Consider the following 21,224-nt stretch of genomic DNA (forward strand, 5'->3'; position numbering starts at 1 on the left):
CCGGACCCACACCGCGCTCTGTCGCTGACCGGTCACTCCGGCTCTCTCCCGGCAGGCCCGGGTCTCACGCGTGCCTGACCGGTTCCGACCTCGCGCGTCCGGGCGTTGGCCCGCACCCGGGGAACTCCGTCACCCCACAACGCCACCGGCCGCGACGACACCGGCATCGGTGAGACGAGAATGGACGACTCATGAGCGTCAAGCAGCCCCGGACGTTGAAAACCGTCACCGGAGCCGGCGGTACGTCGGAGACCTACGACCTGGCGGTCGATCCGACCCGGTCCACGTTGGACACCGCTGTCCGGGTCGCGCAGCTCGCCGAGGCTGCCAAGATCGACGCACTGTTCACCGCCGATCTGCTCAGCTTCGACGCCCAGGGCGCGATCGGCTCGCAGGAGCCCCTGGTCTTCGTGTCCGCCCTGAGCCAGGTGACCTCGCGGATCGGCCTGATCGCCACGGTCTCCACGACCTTCCACCACCCGTTCAACCTGGCCCGGCTGTTCGGCACCCTCGACCATGTCAGCAACGGGCGGGCGGCCTGGAACCTGGTGACCTCCTCGATCGGCGAGGAGAACTTCGGCCCCGGCGACCTGCCCAGCCCCGAGGAGCGCTACGCGCGCGCCGCCGAGACGTTGGAGGTGGTCAACGCGTTGTGGGACAGCTGGGAGCCCGGTGCGTTGACCGTCGGTGCGGACGGCAGGGCGGTGCTGCACCGAGACCGGGTGCACCCGATCCACCACTCCGGGAAGTTCTTCGACGTGGCCGGCCCGCTGAACATTCCGCCGCTGCCGCAGCGGCGCCCGGTGCAGATCCAGGCCGGGCAGTCCGAAGCGGGTACGGCACTGGGTGCCCGCTATGCCGAGATCGTCTTCACCTCGCTCCCGACCCTCGACCACGCGTTGGACTTCACCCGGAGGATCCGCGGCCAGGCCGAGCAGGGGGGAAGGGCCGACGGGCTGCCGCTGATCTTCAGCTCGTTCCACGCCACCTACGGCGCCACCGAGGAGGAGGCACAGCGACTCGTCCGCGAGAGGCGGGAGTCGATCGACTTCGAAGGCGGCCGGGCCCGGGTGGCCGACATGCTCGGCGGCGGAGTCGACCTCTCCGAGGTCCCGCTCGACTCGACGCTGCCGGAGAGTCTGCTGCCCGACGTCACGTCGGTGAACCGCCGCCGCGGCCGGGTGGACATCTTCACCGGCTACGCCCGCCAGGGCTACACCCTGCGGGAACTCATCGTCGCGGCCCAGGACACCGGGCACTGGGCCGCAGCGGGCACCCCCGAGCAACTCGCCGACGCGGTCGAGGAACGGTTCAGGGCGGGCGTGCTGGACGTGATCTCCCTGAGCGGTCTCGCCGACCCGCGACAGCACGACTTCGTCGTCAACGGTCTCCTGTACGAGCTGCGCAAGCGGAAGATCGTCGCCGCCGACTACACCGGCCTCACGCTGCGCGAGAACCTCGGCCTCGAACTGCCCGCTCGCGACGTCCCGACCGTCCGGTCCTGAACCGGGAGCGGATCGGGGGTCCGGCCCGCGACGCTTTCTTGAGCGTGCGATCCAGATAGGTTAGGGTCGGCACATGGCGAGGACCCGGGAATTCGACACCGAGGCAGCGGTGAGCCGCGCGATGGAACTGTTCTGGACGCGCGGCTACGAGGCCACCTCGGTGCGCGACCTGACCGGGCACCTCGGGATCGGACAGGGGTCCCTGTACGCGGCGTTCGGCGACAAGGACGGCCTGTACCGGGCCGCGTTGGAGCACTACCGCACCACTCTCGCGGCGGACGCCCTGCGGAGCCTCGACGAGGGGGTGGACGCCCGCTCCGCGATCCGCACGATGCTCGTCGAACGGGTCCGCATCGCGGTCGAGCACGGCGGCCGGGGCTGCCTGGCGGTCAACGCCGCCTGTGAACGCCTGCCGGAGGACCCGGCGACCCGGCGCACGGTGCGCGACATGCAGGAGGCCAGCCAGGACGCGCTCGCAGAGGTGCTGCGCGAGGCGGCGGAACGGGGCGAGATCTCGACCGGTCGCGACCCGGGGACCCTGGCCGCCTTCCTTGTCACCTTCCTCAACGGGCTGCTGGTCTCCGCGAAGATCACGCAGGACGTCCGCGCCCTCGAACCCCTCGTGGACGTCGCTTTGGCGGTCCTCGACTGATCTCTCATGCCCGCAGCTGATTTTTTCCTGCCCGCAATCCGTATCGAACGATCCAGAAAAGCCGCTGTTCTCGACCACATCGGAGATTCCATGCCTCCCTCACAGACCCCGACCGCACCCGCTCTCGGCGGCACCCGATGGAACACTTTCCCGGAGTCCGGCGTCATGACCGCCCGTCAGTTCTTCACCGGCACCGAGCCGTTGCTGCAAGGGGTCGTTGACGCCCTGCAGAGCGTCGACAGCGAGGTACTGCAGGCCCAGATCCACGCGACGCTAGGCCTCGGCACCCGCGAGACCTCCTTGCCCCTGCCCCGTGGCGCGGACCCCACCCCGGCGATCCGCGAACTCGCCCCGCAGGCCGAGGCGGTGGGCCGGGAGATCGCCGCATGGGCGACCGCGGCTCTGGACCGGCTGCTCACCCACCGGATACCGCTGCCCGCCGGCCCACTGGTCGTCCGCAGCCACTGCTACGGCCACCTCCTCACCCACCCCGCGACCGACCTGCTCATGGGCCGCCGCGGCGGGCCCGTCACGATGCAGCTCTACAACGAGTGGCTGCACCAGATGGTCCTGCTGCGCGACGCCCTGCTGCCCTTCACCAACTGGCAGGACGTCCCGCTCCTGGTCACCCCGACCGGGCTACGGCACACCGAGCCGGCCCGCGACGCCTTCCTCACCGAACTCCTGGTCCGCCGGATCCGACACACCGGCATCGTGGACTTCGCCCGACACGTCGTCACCGGCACCTCGGGTCCGGGCGGCTACGGGTTCGACCACGGCGGCGGCACCGTCCTGCCCGCCGTGATCGACGGATCGCCCCTCACCGCCCCCAGGTACCTGCTGACCTGGCGCCCCGCTTCCGGTACCGAGGCGGCCGATGGGACCACCACCTATGTCGCCGAAGTGAAGGACTACTACGCCGCACCCCGCACGCTCGTCGAGGACCTGCCGCCAGCCACCGCAACACCGCGGCCGGCCACGGGCCGCATCGTCACCGGGCCGGCCGTCGACGGGACGCGCACCGCCCACATCGAAGTGACCCACGACGGCACCGCCGCTCGCGCCGACCTCGGCCAGGCCCTGCGCGGTCACCGCTTCGCCCGACAAGCCCCCACCCCAGAGGCAGAAAAGGCCTACGACGCCCGGACCGCCGACCTGTGGGACGTACTGCGCGCACCCGGACTGGTATGGACGGAGACCGGCGACGTCACCGTGGACGCCACCGCTCAGGACGACCTGGTGGCGCTGGCACTGCTCGGTCGCCTCTACCCGGAGAACGTCGCCCTGCGCCACACCGGCCGGTACGCCGGTCCGGCAACCGCCGACAGCGACCGACCGGGCCTCATCGTCATCGACCTGCCCGCCACCGACCCCGCGAGGAACTGATGCTCGACCACCACGGAAACCCTGTCCGTACAGGGCGTGCCACCGTCAACGGCACGAGCCTGCACTACCGCACCGCCGGCTCCGGCCCGGCAGTGGTCCTGCTGCACGGCGTACCCAAGACCGGCTACCACTGGCGTCACCTCGTGCCCAGGCTGACGGCGCGGTACACGGTCGTCGTGCCCGACCTCCGTGGCCTCGGCGACTCCGCCCGCCCAGCGGACGGATACGACTCCGCGACGATGAGCGACGACATCGCCGCGCTGATGAACCGCCTCGGGCATGAGTCCTACAGCGTGATGGGCGAGGACTGGGGTGCCGTGATCGGCTACCAACTCGCCGCCCGGCACCGCGATCACGTCAACGCCCTTGTGTTCGCCGAGGCGTTGTTCCCGGGATTCGGCTTCGAGGACCACACGGCTCTCACACCGGAGAACGTCTCCGGCGGAATGCACCTGTGGCATCTGGGTTTCTACTTCCAGCCGGACGTACCCGAGATGCTGATCGCCGGGCACGAACGTGAACTCATCACCTACATGCTGAAGTTCGAACGCAGCCACCCCGACACCGCCACCCCCGAGGCCGTCGACGAGTACGTTCGCTGCTACTCGATGCCCGGCGGCATCCGCGCGATGCTGTCGATCTACCGCGCGATGCTCGTCGACGCCGAACAGAACCGGCAGGCAGCGGGCAAGAAGCTGGACATCCCGGTCCTGGCGCTCGGCGGCGACGCGTTCATCGGTGACCGGAACGAAGCCCAGATGCGGCACTTCGCCCACGACGTCACCGGTCATGTCTTCAGCGCCGGCCACGACCTCGCCGAAGAGGTGCCGGACGAGGTGGCCGAGGTGGTGCTGCCGTTCCTGGCCGGGCGTCTGTAGCGTCCGCGGCCGATCACTCCTCCCCTCGTACGGCCAGCAGGGTCTTCCCCACGTTGAGCCCCGACTGCATGCGCTCGTGCGCCCGGGCGGCGGCGGCCAGTGGAAGGACATCGGTGACGTCGACGTGGACGCTTCCTGAGGCGACCAGTTCCAGGGCTGTCAGAGCGTGGGCTCGCAGGAGGTCGGGAGCACGCCGGGAGATGTCACCGATGTTGTAGCCGGTCAGCGCACGGTTGTTCTTCCAGAGAGGAAGGAGCGGCAGGTTGAGGTCGGGGTGGCGGGCGGCTTCGCCGTAGAAGGCGACACGGCCGAAGGGGGCCAGTACGTCCAGACTGGCGAGGCGGGTGGGGCCGCCCACGGGGTCGAGGACTACGTCCACGCCTCGCCCGCCGGTCGCGTCGCGCACCGCGTCGGGGAAGTCCTCCCGCGGGAAGACCGCGTCGTATCCGAAACGCTTGGCGTACTCGGCTTTGTCGGCGCTGCCGACGGTGCCGTACACGGTGTCCGCGCCGCGTGCGCGGGCGATCTGGGCGGCGACAGAGCCCACGCCGCCGGCCGCCGCATGGATCAGCACACTGTCGCCGGGGAGCAGCCGGGTCGCTCCGACGAGGACGCCGTAGGCCGTTGGCAGGACGAGTGCGGACCCGCCGGCGGTCCGTAGATCGATCTCGCCCGACAGGGTGCGCAGCGGGAAGGTGAAGCGGGCCGGCGCGACCACGTACTCGGCGTAGCCGCCGCCGTCGGGCAGGTACACGGCGACCGGGTCCCCGACGGCGAGCCCGCTCACGTCCTCGCCGAGCGCGGCGACCTGACCGGAGGCCTCCATACCGGGGATGTCGAGTGCGCTCGGCGGTCCGAAGTCGCCCAGGCGGTGCTGCACTTCGGCGTAGTTCACTCCCGCGTAGGCCACCCGGACCAGGACCTCTCCGGGCCCGGCCCGCGGGATCGGCACCTCCACGGTACGCAGGACCTCGGGCCCGCCGTTCTCGTCGAATCCGATCGCGCGCATGACGTGTCCTTCTGTGGTCGTCGACGACTGCCGGGTGCGGACATGTTCGGCGGCACGCACCGGTGGGGGTGAGGTGAGGAACTCAGCCTGAGGCGTGGGACGTTCAGCGCCAGGACCGAGGAGTGCTCAGCGGGCGGCGGCGCGACAGAGTGCGGCTGCGACTCGTACCAGATCGACGCAGCGGCGGCAGGTCAGCGACTGGCGCGGCATGCGGCGATGCAAACATGGGTGACTCACGCACGTCAACGGCAGGACAGGTGCGCCTCGGAGCCGGGAGGGAGCAACGTCCCGGCCTCCGGGGCACGTTCGCCCGCTGTGATGCCGTGCCGGGCAGAGGCGAAGGCCTCGTTGACACCCTCCGTTCCACGTGTTTGCATCCCGCCATGCCGTTGTCACAGCCGCTGACCCGCCGCCGCGCCGTGGACCTCGTCCGCGTGGCCGCCGCGCTGTGTCGACCGACCGGCTGATCACGCACCTCCTCGCCCCTCTGCCAACAGCCGTGCCACACAAGCCGGTTGTGCACGCGTCGGCGCTTCTCGCGACCGTCCGTCCCCGCGAACTCCCGTGCCGCCCCGCACTTTTCGCCCAGATATGACGAGGACACGCCATGGCTGCACCCGCCACCCCTCCCGGTCACCACCATGAAACGGACTACGACCACCGCCGGTTGCGCCAGTGGCTGGCCGGTGAGGCCAGGGCCGACGGGGTCACCCGCCGCCGGCTGCTCACCCTGCTCGCCGCCACTACCGCAGGGACCGCACTCGGCGGCACGCGGTCCGCACGCGCCGTCGACGGCATCGTCAAGCCGCTTCCGCCCGAGTGGTTCATCGAGCGCGGTACCAACGCCGAGACCCGCTGGGACGCGCTGCGCGGAACCGGCCACCACACCCCCAACGAACTGTTCTTCGTGCGCAACCACACCGCCACCCCCGTGCTGGAAGCCGACGACTGGCGGCTTCGGTTGTGGGGGAGCGGACTGCGCGGCACCCCCGGCGAGGACCGGCCGGTGGAGTTCGGTTACGACGATCTGCGCGCCCTGCCCTCTGTCACCCGTACCGCCTTCGTCGAGTGCGCCGGAAACGGCCGCTCCTACTACACGACCCAGCAGGGCGAGCCCGTCGCCGGCACCGCGTGGACCCTGGGGGCGATCGGCGTCGCACGCTGGCGCGGGGTGCGCCTGGCCGACGTACTGCGCAGAGCCGGCCTGACCAGGAACGCCGTCGACGTGCAGCCGCGCGGCCTGGACGCCGAGTACGTCAGCGGCGGCGAGAACCTGGGCCGGGTGCGCCGTCCGCTGCCGCTGGCCAAGGCGCTGGACGACGTACTGCTCGCTTACGAGATGAACGGCGAGCCGCTGCCGTACGACCACGGGTATCCGGTGCGGGTGCTGGTGCCCTCCTGGGTGGGGATCGCGTCGATCAAGTGGGTCGGCGACATCGAGGTGTCCGCGCAGCCGCTGTACTCGCCCTGGAACACCACCTTCTACCGGCTGTTCGGCTCCGCCTACCCCGAGGGCGGCAGCCCGCCGCTCACCCGGCAGACCACGAAGAGCGCCTTCGAGCTGGCGAGCGGGGCCACGTTCACGGCGGGCCGCAGGCACGTACTGCACGGACGGTCGTGGTCGGGCGCGGGCGCCGTCACCCGCATCGACGTCAGCACCGACGGCGGGGCGAACTGGCGGCCCGCCCACCTGCACGACCGGCCCCGCGTCGGTAGCTGGAGCCGCTGGTCCCTGAACTGGCGGCCCGACGCGCCCGGCGCCACCCATCTGCTGGCCCGCGCCACGGACACGGCCGGCCATACGCAGCCGGACATCGCCGTGCCCAACACGCAGGGCTACCTGTTCGGCGCGGTGGTACGGCACCCGGTGAGCGTGGTGTGACGGACAGCCCGTGCCTCGCCGGGGCGTCCGCCCGGTCGTCGTCTCGTCGGTCAGACACTCGGTGGTCCGAGACTCCTCGTTCGCAGGCCGCGCCGAACTCATCGTGCTCTGCGGAAGCACCGGCGCGACCGCCCTCAATGGCAGCATCAGGGCATGCTCATCATCATCGGCGGACTCCCCGGCACCGGTAAGACCACGCTCTCCAGACTCCTGGCCGCACGGCTCGGGGCGGTGCACCTGCGAGTCGATACCATCGAGCAGGCGCTCGTCCGCTCCGGTCTGGCACAGCACCCTGTGGGGCCGGCCGGCTATGCCGTCGGGTACGCCTTGGCCGAAGAACATCTCCGGCAGGGGCTCACCGTGATCGCGGAATCGGTCAATCCGTTGGCCGTCACTCGCGACAGCTGGCGGGACGTGGGGGTCAGGGCAGGCGTTGCCGCCATCGAAGTGGAACTGACCTGCTCGGATCCAGCGGAGCATCGACACCGCGTGACTTCCCGATCGATCGACATCCCCGATCTGCCCCTGCCGGACTGGCAACAGGTTCTCAACGGCGAATACGAGGCGTGGGACCGCGAACACGTCACCGTCGACACCGCCGGAGACGGACCGCAGGATTCGATGAACTCGCTTCTCCAGCACCTCGATCGACTCCGACTCACGCTGGGGCGGTGAGTGCCTTCTCCAGGTGAGGGCTCGTAGGCGCCCCAACGAGTGAGGCTCAAGGAGCCTGCACCCACCCCTGACCGGCTCTCACACGAGACGGATCGGTTCAATCAGGGCCGAGCCGTGGGCAGCACAGCCGTTGACGCAGTGAGCTCCGGTGATGCCCGTACGCCTCGGCGGTCGGCGCAGTCCCAAGTCTGTGAGCCGGCTTCGCACCTACCTCCTGTGCGCCACGTAGACGGTGTTGGTCGCTGTGCGGTCCTGGAGCGGATTGCCGAAGTCGACAACATGGACTTCTGGTGCGGCGAAGACGCCCTTGAGCGCGGAGACGAAGTCCTCGTCCGGCGGGTCGTTGGACCACAGGGCGAAGACACCGTCGGGATGCAGGCGATCGGCGACGGCACGAAGTCCCGGAGGCTGGTAGAGCGAGGCATGGCGGGGATGCAGCACGTGGCGCGGCGAATGGTCGATGTCCAGCAGGATGGCGTCGAAACGGCGACCCGGTGTTTGCGGATCCAGCCCGACACGATCGCCGATCGCCTCGAAGAAGTCGCCTTGCACCAGTCGGCAACGTGGGTCCGAGGCCAGCAGTGCGCCCAGCGGTACCAGGTGCCGCTGGTGCCACTCGATCACCTCACCGAGGGCCTCGACCACGATCAGGGAGCGGACTCGTGAGTCGTCCAGGGCCGCCTGGGCGGTGTACCCGAGGCCGAGTCCGCCCACCGCGACGTCGAGATCGGTATGGGCCAGGCCGGCCAGTCCGAGTCGCGTCAGGGCGATCTCACCCGCCGTGAAGAGGCTGGACATCAGGAACTCGTCACCGAGCTTCACCTCATACACATCGGCGCCCGATGCCGGATCCCGCCTGCGCCGCAGGCTGATGTCGCCCAGTGGTGTCGGGCGCCAGTCGATCTCTTCGAAGCGCGCGCTCATCCGTACACCTTTCCGGCCTCCACGTTTGGAGGTTGTCTGTGGCCACGGTTCAGACAGTGGCCGGTAGTCCGGCTTGCTTTGCGATGCCGGGTCTCGCGCGGGCCGTCGTCCCGGGATTCAGGCGTCGATGATGACGGGAATGATGAGAGGTTTGCGGCGGTGGGTGCGGAAAGCCCAGTTTCCCACAGCGCGGGCGACGAGCTTTTCGAGCTGGTGCGCGTCTCCGACTCCTTCTTCGGCCGCGGTGGCCAGAGTCTTCTCGATGACGGGGATGACGGACTCGAAGGTGGTGTCGTCATGGACGAAACCCCGTGCCAGGAAGTCGGGGGCCTCGGCCAGGGCACCGGTGTCGGCGTCGACGATGGCCACGACCGTGACGACGCCTTCCTCGGCAAGGGTGAGGCGGTCCTTGAGCGAGGCTTCGGTGACGCCGCCGACCTCCATGCCGTCCACGTAGACGTTGCCCGCGGGCACCTTGCCGGTGATGGAGGCGCGGCCGTCGACGAGGTCGACGACGACGCCGTCCTCGGCGATGACGACCCGGTCGGGGTCGACGCCGGTGCGGATGGCGAGGTCGCCGTTGGCCCGCAGATGGCGCCATTCACCGTGTACCGGCATGACATGCCGGGGTTTGACGATGTTGTAGCAGTAGACGAGTTCGCCGGCGCTGGCATGCCCGGAGACGTGCACCTTGGCGTTTCCCTTGTGGACGACGTTCGCACCCCATCGGGTCAGCCCGTTGATCACCCGGTAGATGGCGTTCTCGTTGCCGGGGATGAGCGAGCTGGCGAGCAGGACGGTGTCACCCTTGCCGACGCGGATCACGTGGTCGCGGGTGGCCATCCGCGACAGTGCGGCCATCGGCTCGCCCTGGGATCCCGTGCACACCAGCGTGATCTTGTGGTCGGGGAGCTTCTCCAGTTCCTTCATGCTGACGACCAGGCCGGACGGAACCTTCAGGTACCCCAGGTCGCGGGCGATCCCCATGTTGCGGACCATCGACCGGCCCACGAAGGCCACCTTGCGGCCGTGCTGGTGCGCGGCGTCCAGCACTTGCTGGATGCGGTGCACATGGCTGGCGAAGCTGGAGACGATGACCCGCCGCGGAGCGGTGCGAAGAACCTGCTCGATCGCGGGATTCAACTCGCGCTCGGACGTGGTGAATCCGGGCACCTCGGCGTTGGTGGAGTCGGTGAGGAACAGATCGACGCCCTCCTCACCGAGACGGGCGAAGGCACGCAGGTCGGTGATGCGGTCGTCCAGCGGAAACTGGTCCATCTTGAAGTCACCGGTGTGCAGCACCATGCCGGCCCCGGTGCGGATCGCGACCGCAAGACCGTCCGGGATCGAGTGGTTGACCGCCACGAACTCGCAGTCGAAGGGCCCGAACCCGCGGCGGTCGCCCTCCCGCACCCGCACCGTACGGGGGCGGATGCCGTGCTCCTTGAGCTTGGCCTCCAGGAACGCCAGCGTCAGTTTCGAGCCGACGACGGGAATGTCGGACCGCTCGCGCAGCAGGTACGGCACGCCCCCGATGTGATCCTCGTGCCCGTGAGTGAGCACCACGGCCACGATGTCGTCCAGCCGGTCCCGGATCGAGGTGAAGTCCGGCAGGATCACGTCGACGCCGGGCTGGTTCTCCTCGGGGAACAGCACACCGCAGTCGACGATGAGCAGCTTGCCGGCGTATTCGAAGACGGTCATGTTGCGACCGATCTCGCCCAGGCCGCCTAGGGCGATGACCCTCAGCCCTCCCTCGGGCAGCGGCGGGGCGGCAGTCAATTCTGGATGCGGATGGCTCATACCCTGACGCTACCGGAGAGTTGGACGGTGTGATCCACTAGCCTGACCGATCTCTTCTTCGCGACGTCTCGTGTCACCCGCAGCGCGTGCCCTGGACCAACCCTTGATCTTCGCCGGGAATCCGGGCTTTCAGGCCGGGCGGGAATGCGATCCTGGGCCCGGAGGCGCGCAGCGCCGGAGATCTCTGCGCCCGCGTGGTGATGGTCAGGCTGGGCGCTTCTGGTGGCCGATGCAGTCCTTGACGATGCTCAGGGATGCGCCGGCGCAGGACGCGGCGAAGTAGGACGGGGAGCAGAACACCGAGCCCGTCCCGATCCGGTTGAGCCGAGGATGTCGCCGAGCTCCGCTTGCTCGCGCTGGTCGATCGCAGGCCCCCAGCGGGTTTTGACGGCCACCCAGTCGGTGGCGTAGGCGCAGCGGTAGCGGCCGCGGGCGGCTGCCAGGTGGCCGGGTCCTGGTCGCTCTTGTTGCGGTTGGAGGCGCGCGGGTTCGTAGATTCTCGGACGGCCAACGGCCGGAGCGCGTGCGCTGGAGGGCCCTGTCGGGCGTTCAGCCGGCGGGTTCGGTGGTGCGGGGAGTGGCGTTACTCGTCGTCGGGTTCGGCGTGGACATGACTGGGGGCTCGAAGACATACAGGCCAAGGACTCCGGGCGGATCGGCCAGGGCGGGGCCGGCATCGGTGAGCCTGGCGGTGATGTCGGCGGCGTCAAGGTCGTTGACCTGGCCGAGCCGGACCGGGCGGCCGCCGGTCTTTATGTCCTTCGGCGGAGGTCTGGATGACGATGATGACGGGCATATCAACTTCCTGATTCGCTACCTGTCCAGCGTCAGGGCCAGCGGCACCGGCCAGGGCCTGCACTCCGTCCGCGACCCGGAGACCGTCGAGGACTGACGGCCGGCGCACCAGACCCGTCGTGCCGTTTGTCGAAACAGGGTCGGCGCGGTTGTTCGTGCTCGGTTTCGGGTCAGGCTGAGCGGAGACAGAAGGGATGTCCGGCCGGGGTGGCGTACGTTCGGGAGCCCTGCTGGGCGGAGGCGATGACATCGTCCGTCGACCGCCGCCGTCAAGTACCCGCTTGTCCGCGGCCGCCACGTCGTCCGTGGCGAGGTCGAAGTGCATCTGCTGGGGAGCGCCGTCGGGCCACTCCGGCGGTGCATGCCCCGGAGCGTGCTGGATCACGATCACGGGGAGGTCCTCGACCTGCAGAAAGTGGTGTGTTGCCGTCCTCGTGATGGAGCCGCCGAGCAGCCGGTGCCAGAACGAACTCTCGCTCTCCAGGTCCGCGGCGTCCACGATCAGTGACGTCAGGCTGAAGTTCATGGTGATTCTCCGTTTCGTGTTCGTGCGGGGGGCGCGGCTCAGACCGTGGGGATGATGCCGCCGTCGACCCGGAACTGGGCGCCGGTGAGCCATTTGGCGCGGCCAGAGGCGAGGAACGCGATCATCTCGGCGACGTCCTCGGGTTCGCCGGGGCGCCCCATCGGCGGCTTCAGGTGGTCCACGATCTGCTGCTTGACGTCGTCGATGCCGACGCCCTGACTGTCGGCCATCTGCTGGAGATGCTCGGCCGCTCCCTCGGTGACGACGAAGCCCGGCAGAACGCACACCACCCGTACGCCGTGCTCTCCCATCGCCGTCGCCAACTCGCGGCTGTAGGCGTTGAGCGCCGCCTTCGATGCCGCGTAGGACGCCTCGGCAGGCTGGGGGAGGTGGCTGGCGATGGAGGAGACGTGCACCACGACGCCGGACCCGCGCTCGACCATCCCCGGCACCAGAGCGCGGTCGAGGCGGACCGCGGAGAGCAGGTTCATCTCCAGGTCGGCGAGCCAGGACGCGTCGGACCGCTCCAGGGTCGGCATCGGTCCGGTTGCGGCTCCCGCGTTGTTCACCAGGACGTCGATGCCCCGGACGCCGTCCAGCACGCACCGCCCAAGTTCCTGCACCCCCTCCTCGGACCGCAGGTCGGCGGGGATGAAGGTGGCAGGCAGGTCTTCCGGGGGCGCGGTGCGCGAGGCCGTCAGCACGGTGGCGCCGGAAGCGGCGAAGCGGCGGGCAGTCGCCTCCCCAAGTCCTCGACTGCCGCCGGTCACCAGCACTCGCAGGCCGTCAAGCCCCTCGTCCTCGACCGTCACGGCCGTACTCCTTCAGTAAAGTGAACCTGACTCCGGAAACTGTACACATAAACGGAATCGGACTCACCTTATGGAGGACTGTTGTCGTCATCACGTCCGCTGCGCGCCGATGCCCGGCGCAACCGCGAAAACCTCCTGGCCGCAGCGCGTGAAGCGTTCCTCGCCGCCGACGACGCCCATGTGGAGGAGATCGCCCGTCGAGCCGGTGTGGCTGTCGGGACGCTCTACCGCCACTTCGAAACGCGCGAAGCGCTCGTCGCGGAGGTCTACCGCCAAGAGGTCGCCGAGCTCTGTGAAGCACCCACTCGGCTGCTCGCCCAACACGCTCCGGACGAAGCCCTGCGCACCTTCCTGCTGCTTCTCGTGAAGCACGCGGCAGTCGGCAGGGAGATGGGTGAAGTGCTGGAGAGCATCATGGCCACCGACTCGCCGGTCTTCGACGACGCGCGCAACGAGATGGCCCATGCCCTGGATGAGCTGCTCGCCGCAGGCGTTGCGGCCGGCGTCGTCCGCAGCGGTATCAGCGGACGCATTGTCCTGCGCGCCCTCGGTGGCATCTGCGGGATGCGTGCCAACGGCTGGGAGGACGATGCGGTACGCATCGCCATGATCCTCTATGACGGGTTGCGCTGGTCACCTACGTGCGGTGCTGGCGGTGGTCAGTGACGGCGGCGGGCTGTGACGATCCAGGCACGCGAGTCGAAGTAGACGCCGCCGTCGGTGTGGTGGGCGTCGAGGGTGGTGCGCAGCCGGGTGCGGGCATGCTCGGCCGTCGCGGCGTCGAGGTGGGCAAGGAGATCTTTGAATTCCCAGAGTCCGAGCACGGCATCGAAGGCGGTGGCGCTGTCCGGGCCGTAGTAGACGGGCTCCCGGACGTCGGTGAAGCTGACCTCCTCGAAGCCGGCCGCCGCCAGGATGCCTTCCGTGACGCTCGGGTCGGCGAGTGAGAACGGGTCGGGACCGCGGGGTGCGGCTGGTACGGCGGTGAGGGACCGGCGGATCGCGGTGGCCCACTCGTTGCGGTCGCGCTCCTGCCAGACCAGCAGCACCAGGCGCGCCGCGGGGCGCAGGGCGCGGCCGATGTTGGTGAACGCGGCGACCGGGTCGGCGAAGAACATCGTTCCGAACCTGCTGATACAGAGGTCGAAACGCGGTGGTGGGAAGCGGTGATCCTGGGCGTCCGCCTGCTGGTAGGTGACGTTGGCCAGCTTCTGGTCGGCACTGAGCCGACGAGCCCGTTCGAGCATGGGCGCGGAGAGATCGATGCCCACCACGCTTCCGTCGACGGCCGCGTGGGCGGCTTCGCGTGTGGTCTGGCCTGTGCCGCAGCCGATGTCGAGGACACGGTCGCGGGAGCCGACGCGGGCGGCGGCGCGGAAGAGTTCGTTGTGCAGGTGTAGTTCCGCGTCGTAGTCAAACAGGTCGGACATGACTGTCACCGGATCCTCTCGACATCGATTTCGACCGGGCCCTCGTGAAGGAGGTCTCGCGCCTGCTCCAGCGAGACGGGTCTCCGCGTGCACTGTGTCGGCCACCAGGTGGCGCCCGCCTTGGCGCAGGCCGCTGGATGGGTTGTCGTATCGCGTGGTCTTGCACCGGCGGAGACCGGTGATGGCGGCGAGCTGGTCGGGGTGGTGCGGGTTGATCGGGACGAAACTGTCGTGCCGGGCGGCGCGACGCAGCGGTTTGACGCTACCGGGAAGTCCTGCCGCCCACACCGGCACGTCGGGGTGCCGGGGCGGTCTCTACGGCCGGGCCGAATCCGTACTCCTGCGGAAGATGATCCTGCCGGCATGACGAGCAGCGTCAGCTCTCCAGGCCGCCATGACCGCCACGACCGCCGGTCCAGGATTTCGGAGGGAAGCTTGCGGCCGTGATCAGTTGAGCACCCCTCAGCGGCCCGGCGGGACTGGAAGAGTGACACCACGAGTGCTGGAGACGACGCACCCGGCCGGGCCTACGTCGGCATTCCGATCGCCGACTCCCGGCTGTCGCCCGTTGACTGCGGAGGGCTGCTCCAGGACTTCGACCGGCTCTTGCCGTTGCTGCGCGACGGCTTCCCGCGAAGTGCGCTTGCTGATCTGGGTCGCCCGCTGATCGTGGAGGGGTACTCGTGAGCGACAACCACGGGAAACGATCTATGGCGTCACGGCAAGTGCCGAGCCGGAGAGACGAGTCACCACAGACCAGTGGGTTTCGTCGGTCTCCCTGACCCTGCGGCACTAACTCTCCGCCACAACTCCGCGTGACCGCTGTCCCGTCCCAAGTGATCTGGTCCGAAGCCGCGGTTGTGACCTGGGGCGACCAGAACGGATGAGACGACGAGCCCCCAAATGGCGCTGCCTGTTCCGTCGCAGCGAAGGTTGAGCGTTCTCACTGAGAGTTGGTCGGCGGACTGTCTTCGAGGGGCTGCGGCACCGGGCCTCGTTCCCGTCCGGCTGACTCACCCCTTCTGCCCTCCAGGCGTGAACGGCCCGGTCGCGGGGGCTACGCATTTGTCGATGACGGTCTCCTCGCCGGCAGTTGAGCCCTGCAAGCAGAGCCGTCCGCCCTTGTGGCGCAGATCGAGGAAGAACTGTGTGGTCGCTCCGGACTGCTTGAGGTCGTGGATACGTTCGTCGACATAGCCGAGGCCGTTCAGGATCCTCCTGACCTTGGTGGGGGGTGGGGTCCCTCAGATTCCAGAGCGCAGATCGCGGCGGTCAGCGCGAGCATGCATTGCATGACGCGGGCTATGACACCTCCGGGTGCGCGCCCTCGGTGCCGTTCGAGGTCAAGCTGTCCCTTGAAGGTCTCGTTGATCGATTCGATGACCGTCGCAGCGGCTTGAACAGGGCTGTGCCAGGCCGCTCCCGTTCACCTTTACGGGCAGGCCGCAGCAACTGGACTCCATGCTCGGACAGTTCGCGTTCGAGATCACGGCCGAAGTAGTTCTTGTCGCCGATGAGAGTCTGTCGGGGGCGCTCTCGCAGAAGCTCGCATTCGGCTGCCAGGAGGTCAAGGAGGGTCTCGCGTTCGTCGGCCTTGGCCCCGGTCAGGGCGAAGCCGATGGGCAGGCCCTGAAGGGTGCAGACCAGGTGCAGGCGCAGGCCCCAGAAGAAGCGGCTGTGGCTCGCGCAGTAGCCGTATTCGGCCCGACCTGCCAGGTCGGAGCGTTTGACGGTCTCGCGGGAGCGGCCGCATTCCACCGGGGTGGAGTCCACGACCCATACGTCGTCGCTCCACACCGAGGTGATGGTGGCCAGGATCCGTTGACGCTTCGCATCAGACCGGCGGCCTTGCGCAGCCGCTTGCTGTAGCCGGGCTGCTGGGGCAGGTAGGGGAAGAGGTGGCGCAGGTGGGCACGGGCATGGCGGAGCCATTTGCCTCGGAGGTGTAGCCGAGTAGGGCTTGCATCGTGGCGAGGGTGACCCGTTCGGCATCGCTCAGGCGGGGCGTAATGCCGACCGGCGGGCGCCACGGCGCCAGGTCGGGATGCTCCTTCAGCATGTCGTCGGTCGTCGCAATAGAGTGCTGTCGCGAGGGTGTCCACATCGTTCGTCACAAAACGATCTTGGACATCCTCGGTCTCGTCTCCGCAGGCACCCCTTGGACCACACCACCAGGAGGAACCAGTGTCATACCCGCAACTGCTCACCCCCGCGGAGAAGCTCGCCGACGCGAAGAAGCTGTTGAGCCTCCCGCGTATCGTCGTGATCTGCGGCTCCACCCGCTTCATGACCGAGATGACCGAGGCCGATCTGCGGGAGACCAAAGCCGGAAAGATCGTCGTCAAACCGGGCGGTGACATGAAGTCACCGCACGAACTTTTCTCCGATCCTGAGGAGGCCGAGGCGCTGAAGGTTCGACTCGGCGATCTGCACCGGGCGAAGATCCGGCTCGCTGATGAGGTGCTCGTAGTCGGCGATTACATCGGAGACAGCACCCGAGCCGAAATCGCCTACGCCCGGTCGCTGGGCAAGCCCGTGCGGTTCACGCACCCCGAAGTCGACCCTGACGCCTGACCGCCCGCTACCACCTCGACAATCAGGGCCCGCAGGCCGCCGCCCGACCGTCTCGCGGTGGCTTCGGCCGCCGCCCACCCCACACCCTCCGCAGGCATCCCTTGGAATTGATCACCTAGAGGCCGGCCCCGGCTCGGGGACGGTTGCGGGGGCGGACGGTCATCTGCAGGGTGCGCGGCCTTACGGTGAGCCGGGCGACCTGGCGGATGACCTGGCCCTCGGAGAGTTCCAGCCGTACCGAACGCAGCATCGTCGCGAGCGCCGTGACCATCTCGGTGAGGGCGAGACGGTCCCCCATGCACTTGTGCTTGCCGTCCCCGAAGGGCAGGAACGCGCCCGGCGGAGGCTGCTGCTGCGCGGGGTCGGTCCACCGGTCCGGGTCGAAGGTGTCCGGGTCAGGAAAGCGCTCGGGGTCGCGGTGCAGGGCGTGCTGGCAGTAGGCCAGTTCGGTGCCGGCGGCCAGCGTCCACCCGCCGAGCCGCGTCTCCTCGGTGGTGCGGCGGGTGACCAGCCAGCCGGGGTGGTGGAGCCGCAGGGTCTCGGTGATCACCCGGTTCAGGTAGGGCAGCCGGGTCACGTCGTCGAAGGTGACCGGCCGTTCGCCGACGACCTCGTCCAGCTCGGCCAGGATCCGGGCCTCGATGTCGGGGTGGCGGGCGAGTTCGTACAGGGTCCAGGACAGCACCGACGCGGTGGTCTCGGTACCCGCCACGGCTAGGGTGAGGATCTCGGAGCAGATCTGATGCCCGGTCAGCGGCTCACCGGTCTCCTCGTCGATGGCGCGCAGCAGCATGGAGAGCATGTCCCCGGTGTCGTGCCCGGAAGCCTGCAGTTCGTCGACGGCGGCGGTGATGGTGGCGCGTACGCCGTCCCGGGCCCGGTCGAAGCGACGATTGAAGGGCAGCGGCAGGCGCTCGGCCCAGTCGGGCACCATGATGCGCACACCGACGTCGTTCAACACCACCGACAGGTCGCTGCGCAACCGGCGGAAGACGGCGTCGTCGAGGCTGCCGGCGAACACCGTCTTGGCCAGCATGTCGAGGCTGAGCCCGACCATCGCCTCGCGTACGTCGAGGGTTCGCCCACGTTCCCAGCCGGCGACCGTGGCTGTCACCTCGGCGCGCATCATGTCGACGTAGCGGCTGATCTCGGTGTGGGCGAACGCCGGTTGCAGCTGGCGGCGTTTGCGTACGTGGTTCCGGCCGACGGCAGTGACGACACTGTCGCCCAGCAGCTGGCCCAGCTTGTCGTAGAGCCGGCCCTTGTCGAGACTGGGCCCCAGGGCCTTGAGCATCTGGTGGATCAGGGCCGGGTCCTGGACCACGATGGTGCGCGTCCCGGGTTGCAGGATGATCTCGACGAGTGGTTCCCGTGTGTCACGCAGCGAGTCGATGAAGCCGAGGTTGTCGCGCATCTTCAGAGCGTGGCCAATAAACGGAAACGATCCTGCGGCTCGGGGTATGCGGGAAGGCGCAGTGGACATCACGGGTCATCCCTTCACGGCAATCATGGCCGCCCCTATGACTTCCCTGAACCTTCACCAACACAATCCTGTCATGAACGTGTCCTGCGCCACGTGGGACGAGCTCGTCGGGAGGGGAGGGGAGCCCCCCTCCCCATCCCGGTCAGACGAGCCTGGTCGCCTGGACCTAGTAGTGCTTCGTTGCGTTAACGCTGATCAAGAGCATGTTGAAAGTGTGGAGACGCATGAAGTGAACCGATTACGGGCCGCGTTGGGGTTGTTCGTGGAGGATGTACTCGCCTCGGTGCCGCGTAAGGATCAGCGGGCCAGGGGCGAGTGCTATCTGCGGGAGCTGATGGTGGACGGCCGGTGCAAGTCGATCCGGCCGATGGCCCAGCGGCTCCCGGACGGGAACATGCAGGCCTTGCAGCAGTTCGTCAGCCAGTTGCCCTGGCAGTGGACACCGGTGCGACGGCGAATCACCGAGCGACTGGTCCAGACGGTCAGGCCCGAGGTGTGGGTCATCGACGATGTGCCCTTTCCCAAGCGCGGGCGCGCATCGGCCGGGGTGGCCAGGCAGTGCTGCGGCACGTTGGGCAAACGGGCCAACTGCCAGGTCGCGGTCAGCGTGCATGCCGCCACCGCCACCGCTTCCTGTCCTTTGGAATGGGAGCTGTTCCTGCCGGAGGAATGGGCGTACGACGTCCAGCGACGCACGGCCGCGGGCGTGCCCGACGAGGTGGGGCATCGTCGCCTGGCTTCCCTGAGTCGGCACCGGCACACGGTTGCAGGCGATCGCCCTGATCGGGACCAGGACTGTCCAATCAGATACAAGCGGGCCCGCTCCTGCCGGCCCGGGCCCCCACCGACTCCGCGCAGCATGGTCCCCGGGATCCGCACCACCCGTCATGCACCTACCAGCGCATTTTCGCCGGCGGCGGTGTAGTCGTGGGCGTCGGTGGTGTGCGCGGGGTTGGTGGTGGATGCGGTTGGCGGTGGGCTGTTTACAGGTCGAGGACGGCGCGGAGTGCGTTGTCGACGAGTTCTTGCTGTTCGGGGCCGACGTTGCCGTGCAGTGTGCCGGTTTCGAAGCGGATGGCGGACAGCTGGAGGAGGTTGACGGCGACGAGGGAGGCGTCCAGCGGGGTGGCCAGGTGCACGCTCATCGCGGTGTCGGGGTGCTGTGCCGGGGCGTGGAGCACCAGGGTGACGACCGCGTTGTAGGCCTCGGCGAGGCCGTCGAGGCTGACGACGAGAACGGTGCGGGTGCCTTTGCCGGTGTCGACGTCCCAGACGTCGCCCTTGCGGATGGTCACAGGGCGTCGCCTTCGCCTGCGAGGTCGAGGGGGGCGAGGGCGGCGAGTTTGCGGGCGGCGTCGAGTGTCATCTGCCGGCGCACGGCGCGCAGGATGTAGTCGTTGAGTGAGGCGGCGCCGGCTGCGGCGTCGCGCAGCTGCTTGTCCATGGCGTCGGGGATCCGCAGGGTGATGGCAGTCATGACGTCAAATCTAGTGGCAACAGTGACGTCATGCCAGGCGTTGGCATGACAGGCACTGTGCCGCGCATCGTCGATTGCCCCGCCGTACCAGGCAGGCCCGCAGGAATCCGGCGGAACGCCGCCGACGCCAGTGGCTGCAAGGCCTGCGGCCGTCTCGTCGCTCGGGCCCATGACCGGCAGGTCGAGAGCGGGGAAGGAGATGCCGAGTTCAGGGTCGATGGTTGAGCCGGGTCGGCTTGTTCTTTAGCCTCAGTTCCACGGAATGATCACGCAGGGTGAGGTCGGCACCCTCTCCACCGAGCCGGGGGACGACCTCTAGGATGCCGCCCAGAACCACGCAACGACCCATGGCAGCGACGCCGGGCGGCAGGGGGCGGCGCGGCAAGCGCAACCCGCCGGACGGAACCAACGGGACTGGTCGTAGGGGGAGAGGAAGCTCGTGGTGCGGGAGTGCTGGTTTTGCGGGAAGACCACACCGGCGTCGTGGCACGACCGCGTCATGGGGCTGCACCAAGGCGCCGAAACGGCCATGACGCCATGGATCGTTGTCCTGCGCACCACGTGGCGCCGGGAAGTCGTGCAAGTACCACGCTGTGCCCGCTGCCACACCGGACATCAGATCGAACAGACCGCGGCGGTGCTCTCCATAGCTTCGCTGATCGCCTACGCCGCCAGCGGCCAGCTGGACCATCTCCTCGGCATTCTGCCGACCTCGGCCGCAGAACGGACGCTCGCAGCGATCTGGGCGGCCGTTGCCTGCCTGCCGGGACTCACCTGGCTCGCCATCAGACATGGTCGGCTGCCGTGGCGGCGCCTGGCACCCCACCGCATGGGCTACGCCCGCCACCACCCGGAGTTCCTGCGACTGCTGGAGGAGGGCTGGAAACCCAGACCGGGTCCCTTTCCCTACTGGGGAAACCCGCCGAACCCCCATCACCCTCCGCCGCCGAGCAGACTCCGGCGGTTCATCGGGCGCGTCATCGACCTGGTCGGGACAGCGTCCGCCATCGCCATCCTCGTCGCCTACTTCCAGGGCTACGAGGAATTGGCCGGAGGTTTCATCGCGGCGACGGCAGGGCTGTTCTTCCTGTCCTCGAAGATCAAACCCGAGAACTGACCGACGTCTTCAAAGCCTTTCGGTCGCCCGACCGACGAGGCCGTCGGTGGCGACTGCTGTGGCCGGTCAGTCCGCCCGGCAGTCGCAGGGGCTGTCGGGTGTTCGCGCAGTCCGGTGTCGGCGGTGCCTGTCTCGTCGGCCCGGTCATCGCCGACGGCGGCTACTGAGCTCGTTCTTTATGGCCTCGAACGATGCCCCTTGTGGTCGGGTAGCCGGAGACCATTGCTGATCCCCGGCCCCCTCAGAACCGGACGTGCGAGCTTTCCCCGCATCCGGCTCAAGCAAGCCACGAGGGC

The 21,224-nt window shown here is 68.7% G+C and carries 19 protein-coding genes and 2 pseudogenes; 11 read left to right on the forward strand and 10 right to left on the reverse strand.

Features of this window, described 5'->3' with window-relative positions; all coding sequences use genetic code 11:
• The first annotated feature begins 191 nt into the window (after positions 1–191).
• The 4 genes from M2283_RS08815 to M2283_RS08830 all read left to right on the forward strand — a co-directional run bounded on the left by M2283_RS08815 (position 192) and on the right by M2283_RS08830 (position 4,421).
• Positions 192–1,505 (forward strand): NtaA/DmoA family FMN-dependent monooxygenase, encoded by a 1,314-nt coding sequence (locus M2283_RS08815; RefSeq protein WP_280875532.1) that lies wholly within the window; start codon positions 192–194, stop codon positions 1,503–1,505.
• 73 nt (positions 1,506–1,578) lie between these two features.
• Positions 1,579–2,157, forward strand: a complete 579-nt coding sequence (locus M2283_RS08820) for a TetR/AcrR family transcriptional regulator (protein ID WP_280875533.1) — start codon at positions 1,579–1,581, stop codon at positions 2,155–2,157.
• Positions 2,158–2,247: 90 nt separating this feature from the next.
• Positions 2,248–3,543, forward strand: coding sequence for a hypothetical protein (locus M2283_RS08825; RefSeq protein WP_280875534.1), 1,296 nt, complete (start codon positions 2,248–2,250; stop codon positions 3,541–3,543).
• Entirely contained in the window at positions 3,540–4,421 is an 882-nt protein-coding gene (locus M2283_RS08830; protein WP_280875583.1) for an alpha/beta fold hydrolase, read from the forward strand. Before M2283_RS08825 ends, M2283_RS08830 begins: the two co-directional genes overlap by 4 nt.
• 13 nt (positions 4,422–4,434) lie before the next feature.
• Here the strand turns inward: M2283_RS08830 and M2283_RS08835 are convergent, their stop codons facing one another.
• Entirely contained in the window at positions 4,435–5,430 is a 996-nt protein-coding gene (locus M2283_RS08835; protein WP_280875535.1) for a quinone oxidoreductase family protein, read from the reverse strand.
• Between the two features lie 607 nt (positions 5,431–6,037).
• Here M2283_RS08835 and M2283_RS08840 point away from each other — a divergent pair.
• Together M2283_RS08840 and M2283_RS08845 are read left to right on the forward strand one after the other, a co-directional pair.
• Entirely contained in the window at positions 6,038–7,312 is a 1,275-nt protein-coding gene (locus M2283_RS08840) for a sulfite oxidase (protein WP_280875536.1), read from the forward strand.
• A 153-nt stretch (positions 7,313–7,465) separates the two neighbouring features.
• Positions 7,466–7,987 carry an AAA family ATPase gene (locus M2283_RS08845; RefSeq protein ID WP_280875537.1) on the forward strand — a complete coding sequence of 174 codons (522 nt, stop codon included), beginning with the start codon at positions 7,466–7,468 and terminating at the stop codon, positions 7,985–7,987.
• 207 nt (positions 7,988–8,194) lie between these two features.
• Here the strand turns inward: M2283_RS08845 and M2283_RS08850 are convergent, their stop codons facing one another.
• Complete coding sequence (locus tag M2283_RS08850) at positions 8,195–8,911, reverse strand: spermidine synthase (RefSeq protein ID WP_280875538.1); 717 nt, start codon at positions 8,909–8,911, stop codon at positions 8,195–8,197.
• A 117-nt stretch (positions 8,912–9,028) separates the two neighbouring features.
• Positions 9,029–10,714: a ribonuclease J gene (locus M2283_RS08855; RefSeq protein ID WP_280875539.1), complete on the reverse strand. Its 1,686-nt coding sequence runs from the start codon at positions 10,712–10,714 to the stop codon at positions 9,029–9,031.
• 679 nt (positions 10,715–11,393) lie between these two features.
• On the opposite strand from M2283_RS08855, the gene M2283_RS08860 reads away from it, so the two are divergent.
• A complete protein-coding gene (locus M2283_RS08860) occupies positions 11,394–11,606 on the forward strand; it encodes a hypothetical protein (protein ID WP_280875584.1) in 213 nt (70 codons plus the stop codon).
• A 198-nt stretch (positions 11,607–11,804) separates the two neighbouring features.
• On the opposite strand, the pseudogene M2283_RS08865 reads toward M2283_RS08860, so the two are convergent.
• Positions 11,805–12,128 (reverse strand): annotated as a pseudogene (locus M2283_RS08865) (VOC family protein); the annotation flags it as partial.
• A complete protein-coding gene (locus M2283_RS08870) occupies positions 12,074–12,847 on the reverse strand; it encodes an oxidoreductase (RefSeq protein WP_280875540.1) in 774 nt (257 codons plus the stop codon). The gene M2283_RS08870 and the pseudogene M2283_RS08865, both read right to left, overlap by 55 nt.
• A gap of 81 nt (positions 12,848–12,928) precedes the next feature.
• Between M2283_RS08870 and M2283_RS08875 the strand changes: the two genes are divergently transcribed.
• Positions 12,929–13,513 (forward strand): TetR/AcrR family transcriptional regulator, encoded by a 585-nt coding sequence (locus tag M2283_RS08875; RefSeq protein ID WP_280875541.1) that lies wholly within the window; start codon positions 12,929–12,931, stop codon positions 13,511–13,513.
• On the opposite strand, the gene M2283_RS08880 is transcribed toward M2283_RS08875, so the two are convergent.
• Positions 13,507–14,277: a class I SAM-dependent methyltransferase gene (locus M2283_RS08880; protein WP_280875542.1), complete on the reverse strand. Its 771-nt coding sequence runs from the start codon at positions 14,275–14,277 to the stop codon at positions 13,507–13,509. The two genes, M2283_RS08875 and M2283_RS08880, sit on opposite strands and share 7 nt — an antisense overlap.
• A gap of 1,207 nt (positions 14,278–15,484) precedes the next feature.
• A pseudogene (locus tag M2283_RS08885) lies at positions 15,485–16,391 on the reverse strand (IS982 family transposase).
• 70 nt (positions 16,392–16,461) lie between these two features.
• Between M2283_RS08885 and M2283_RS08890 the strand changes: the two are divergent.
• The gene (locus M2283_RS08890) at positions 16,462–16,851 is read left to right on the forward strand and encodes a hypothetical protein (protein WP_280875543.1); all 390 of its coding nucleotides are present in this window, start codon (positions 16,462–16,464) and stop codon (positions 16,849–16,851) included.
• Between the two features lie 115 nt (positions 16,852–16,966).
• Here the strand turns inward: M2283_RS08890 and M2283_RS08895 are convergent, their stop codons facing one another.
• Positions 16,967–18,334, reverse strand: coding sequence for a cytochrome P450 (locus M2283_RS08895; protein ID WP_280875544.1), 1,368 nt, complete (start codon positions 18,332–18,334; stop codon positions 16,967–16,969).
• A 214-nt stretch (positions 18,335–18,548) separates the two neighbouring features.
• Here M2283_RS08895 and M2283_RS08900 point away from each other — a divergent pair, with 214 nt between their 5' ends.
• Complete coding sequence (locus M2283_RS08900) at positions 18,549–19,259, forward strand: IS701 family transposase (RefSeq protein ID WP_432423036.1); 711 nt, start codon at positions 18,549–18,551, stop codon at positions 19,257–19,259.
• A 58-nt stretch (positions 19,260–19,317) separates the two neighbouring features.
• Here M2283_RS08900 and M2283_RS08905 read toward each other — a convergent pair whose 3' ends face one another.
• Together M2283_RS08905 and M2283_RS08910 are read right to left on the reverse strand one after the other, a co-directional pair.
• Entirely contained in the window at positions 19,318–19,629 is a 312-nt protein-coding gene (locus tag M2283_RS08905; protein ID WP_280875545.1) for a hypothetical protein, read from the reverse strand.
• Positions 19,626–19,811, reverse strand: coding sequence for a hypothetical protein (locus M2283_RS08910; protein ID WP_280875546.1), 186 nt, complete (start codon positions 19,809–19,811; stop codon positions 19,626–19,628). Before M2283_RS08910 ends, M2283_RS08905 begins: the two co-directional genes overlap by 4 nt.
• Positions 19,812–20,310: 499 nt before the next feature.
• Between M2283_RS08910 and M2283_RS08915 the strand changes: the two genes are divergently transcribed.
• Entirely contained in the window at positions 20,311–20,928 is a 618-nt protein-coding gene (locus M2283_RS08915; protein ID WP_280875547.1) for a hypothetical protein, read from the forward strand.
• Positions 20,929–21,224: the final 296 nt, after the last annotated feature.

This window comes from Streptomyces pseudovenezuelae, from assembly GCF_029892565.1.
Lineage (GTDB): Bacteria > Actinomycetota > Actinomycetes > Streptomycetales > Streptomycetaceae > Streptomyces > Streptomyces pseudovenezuelae_A.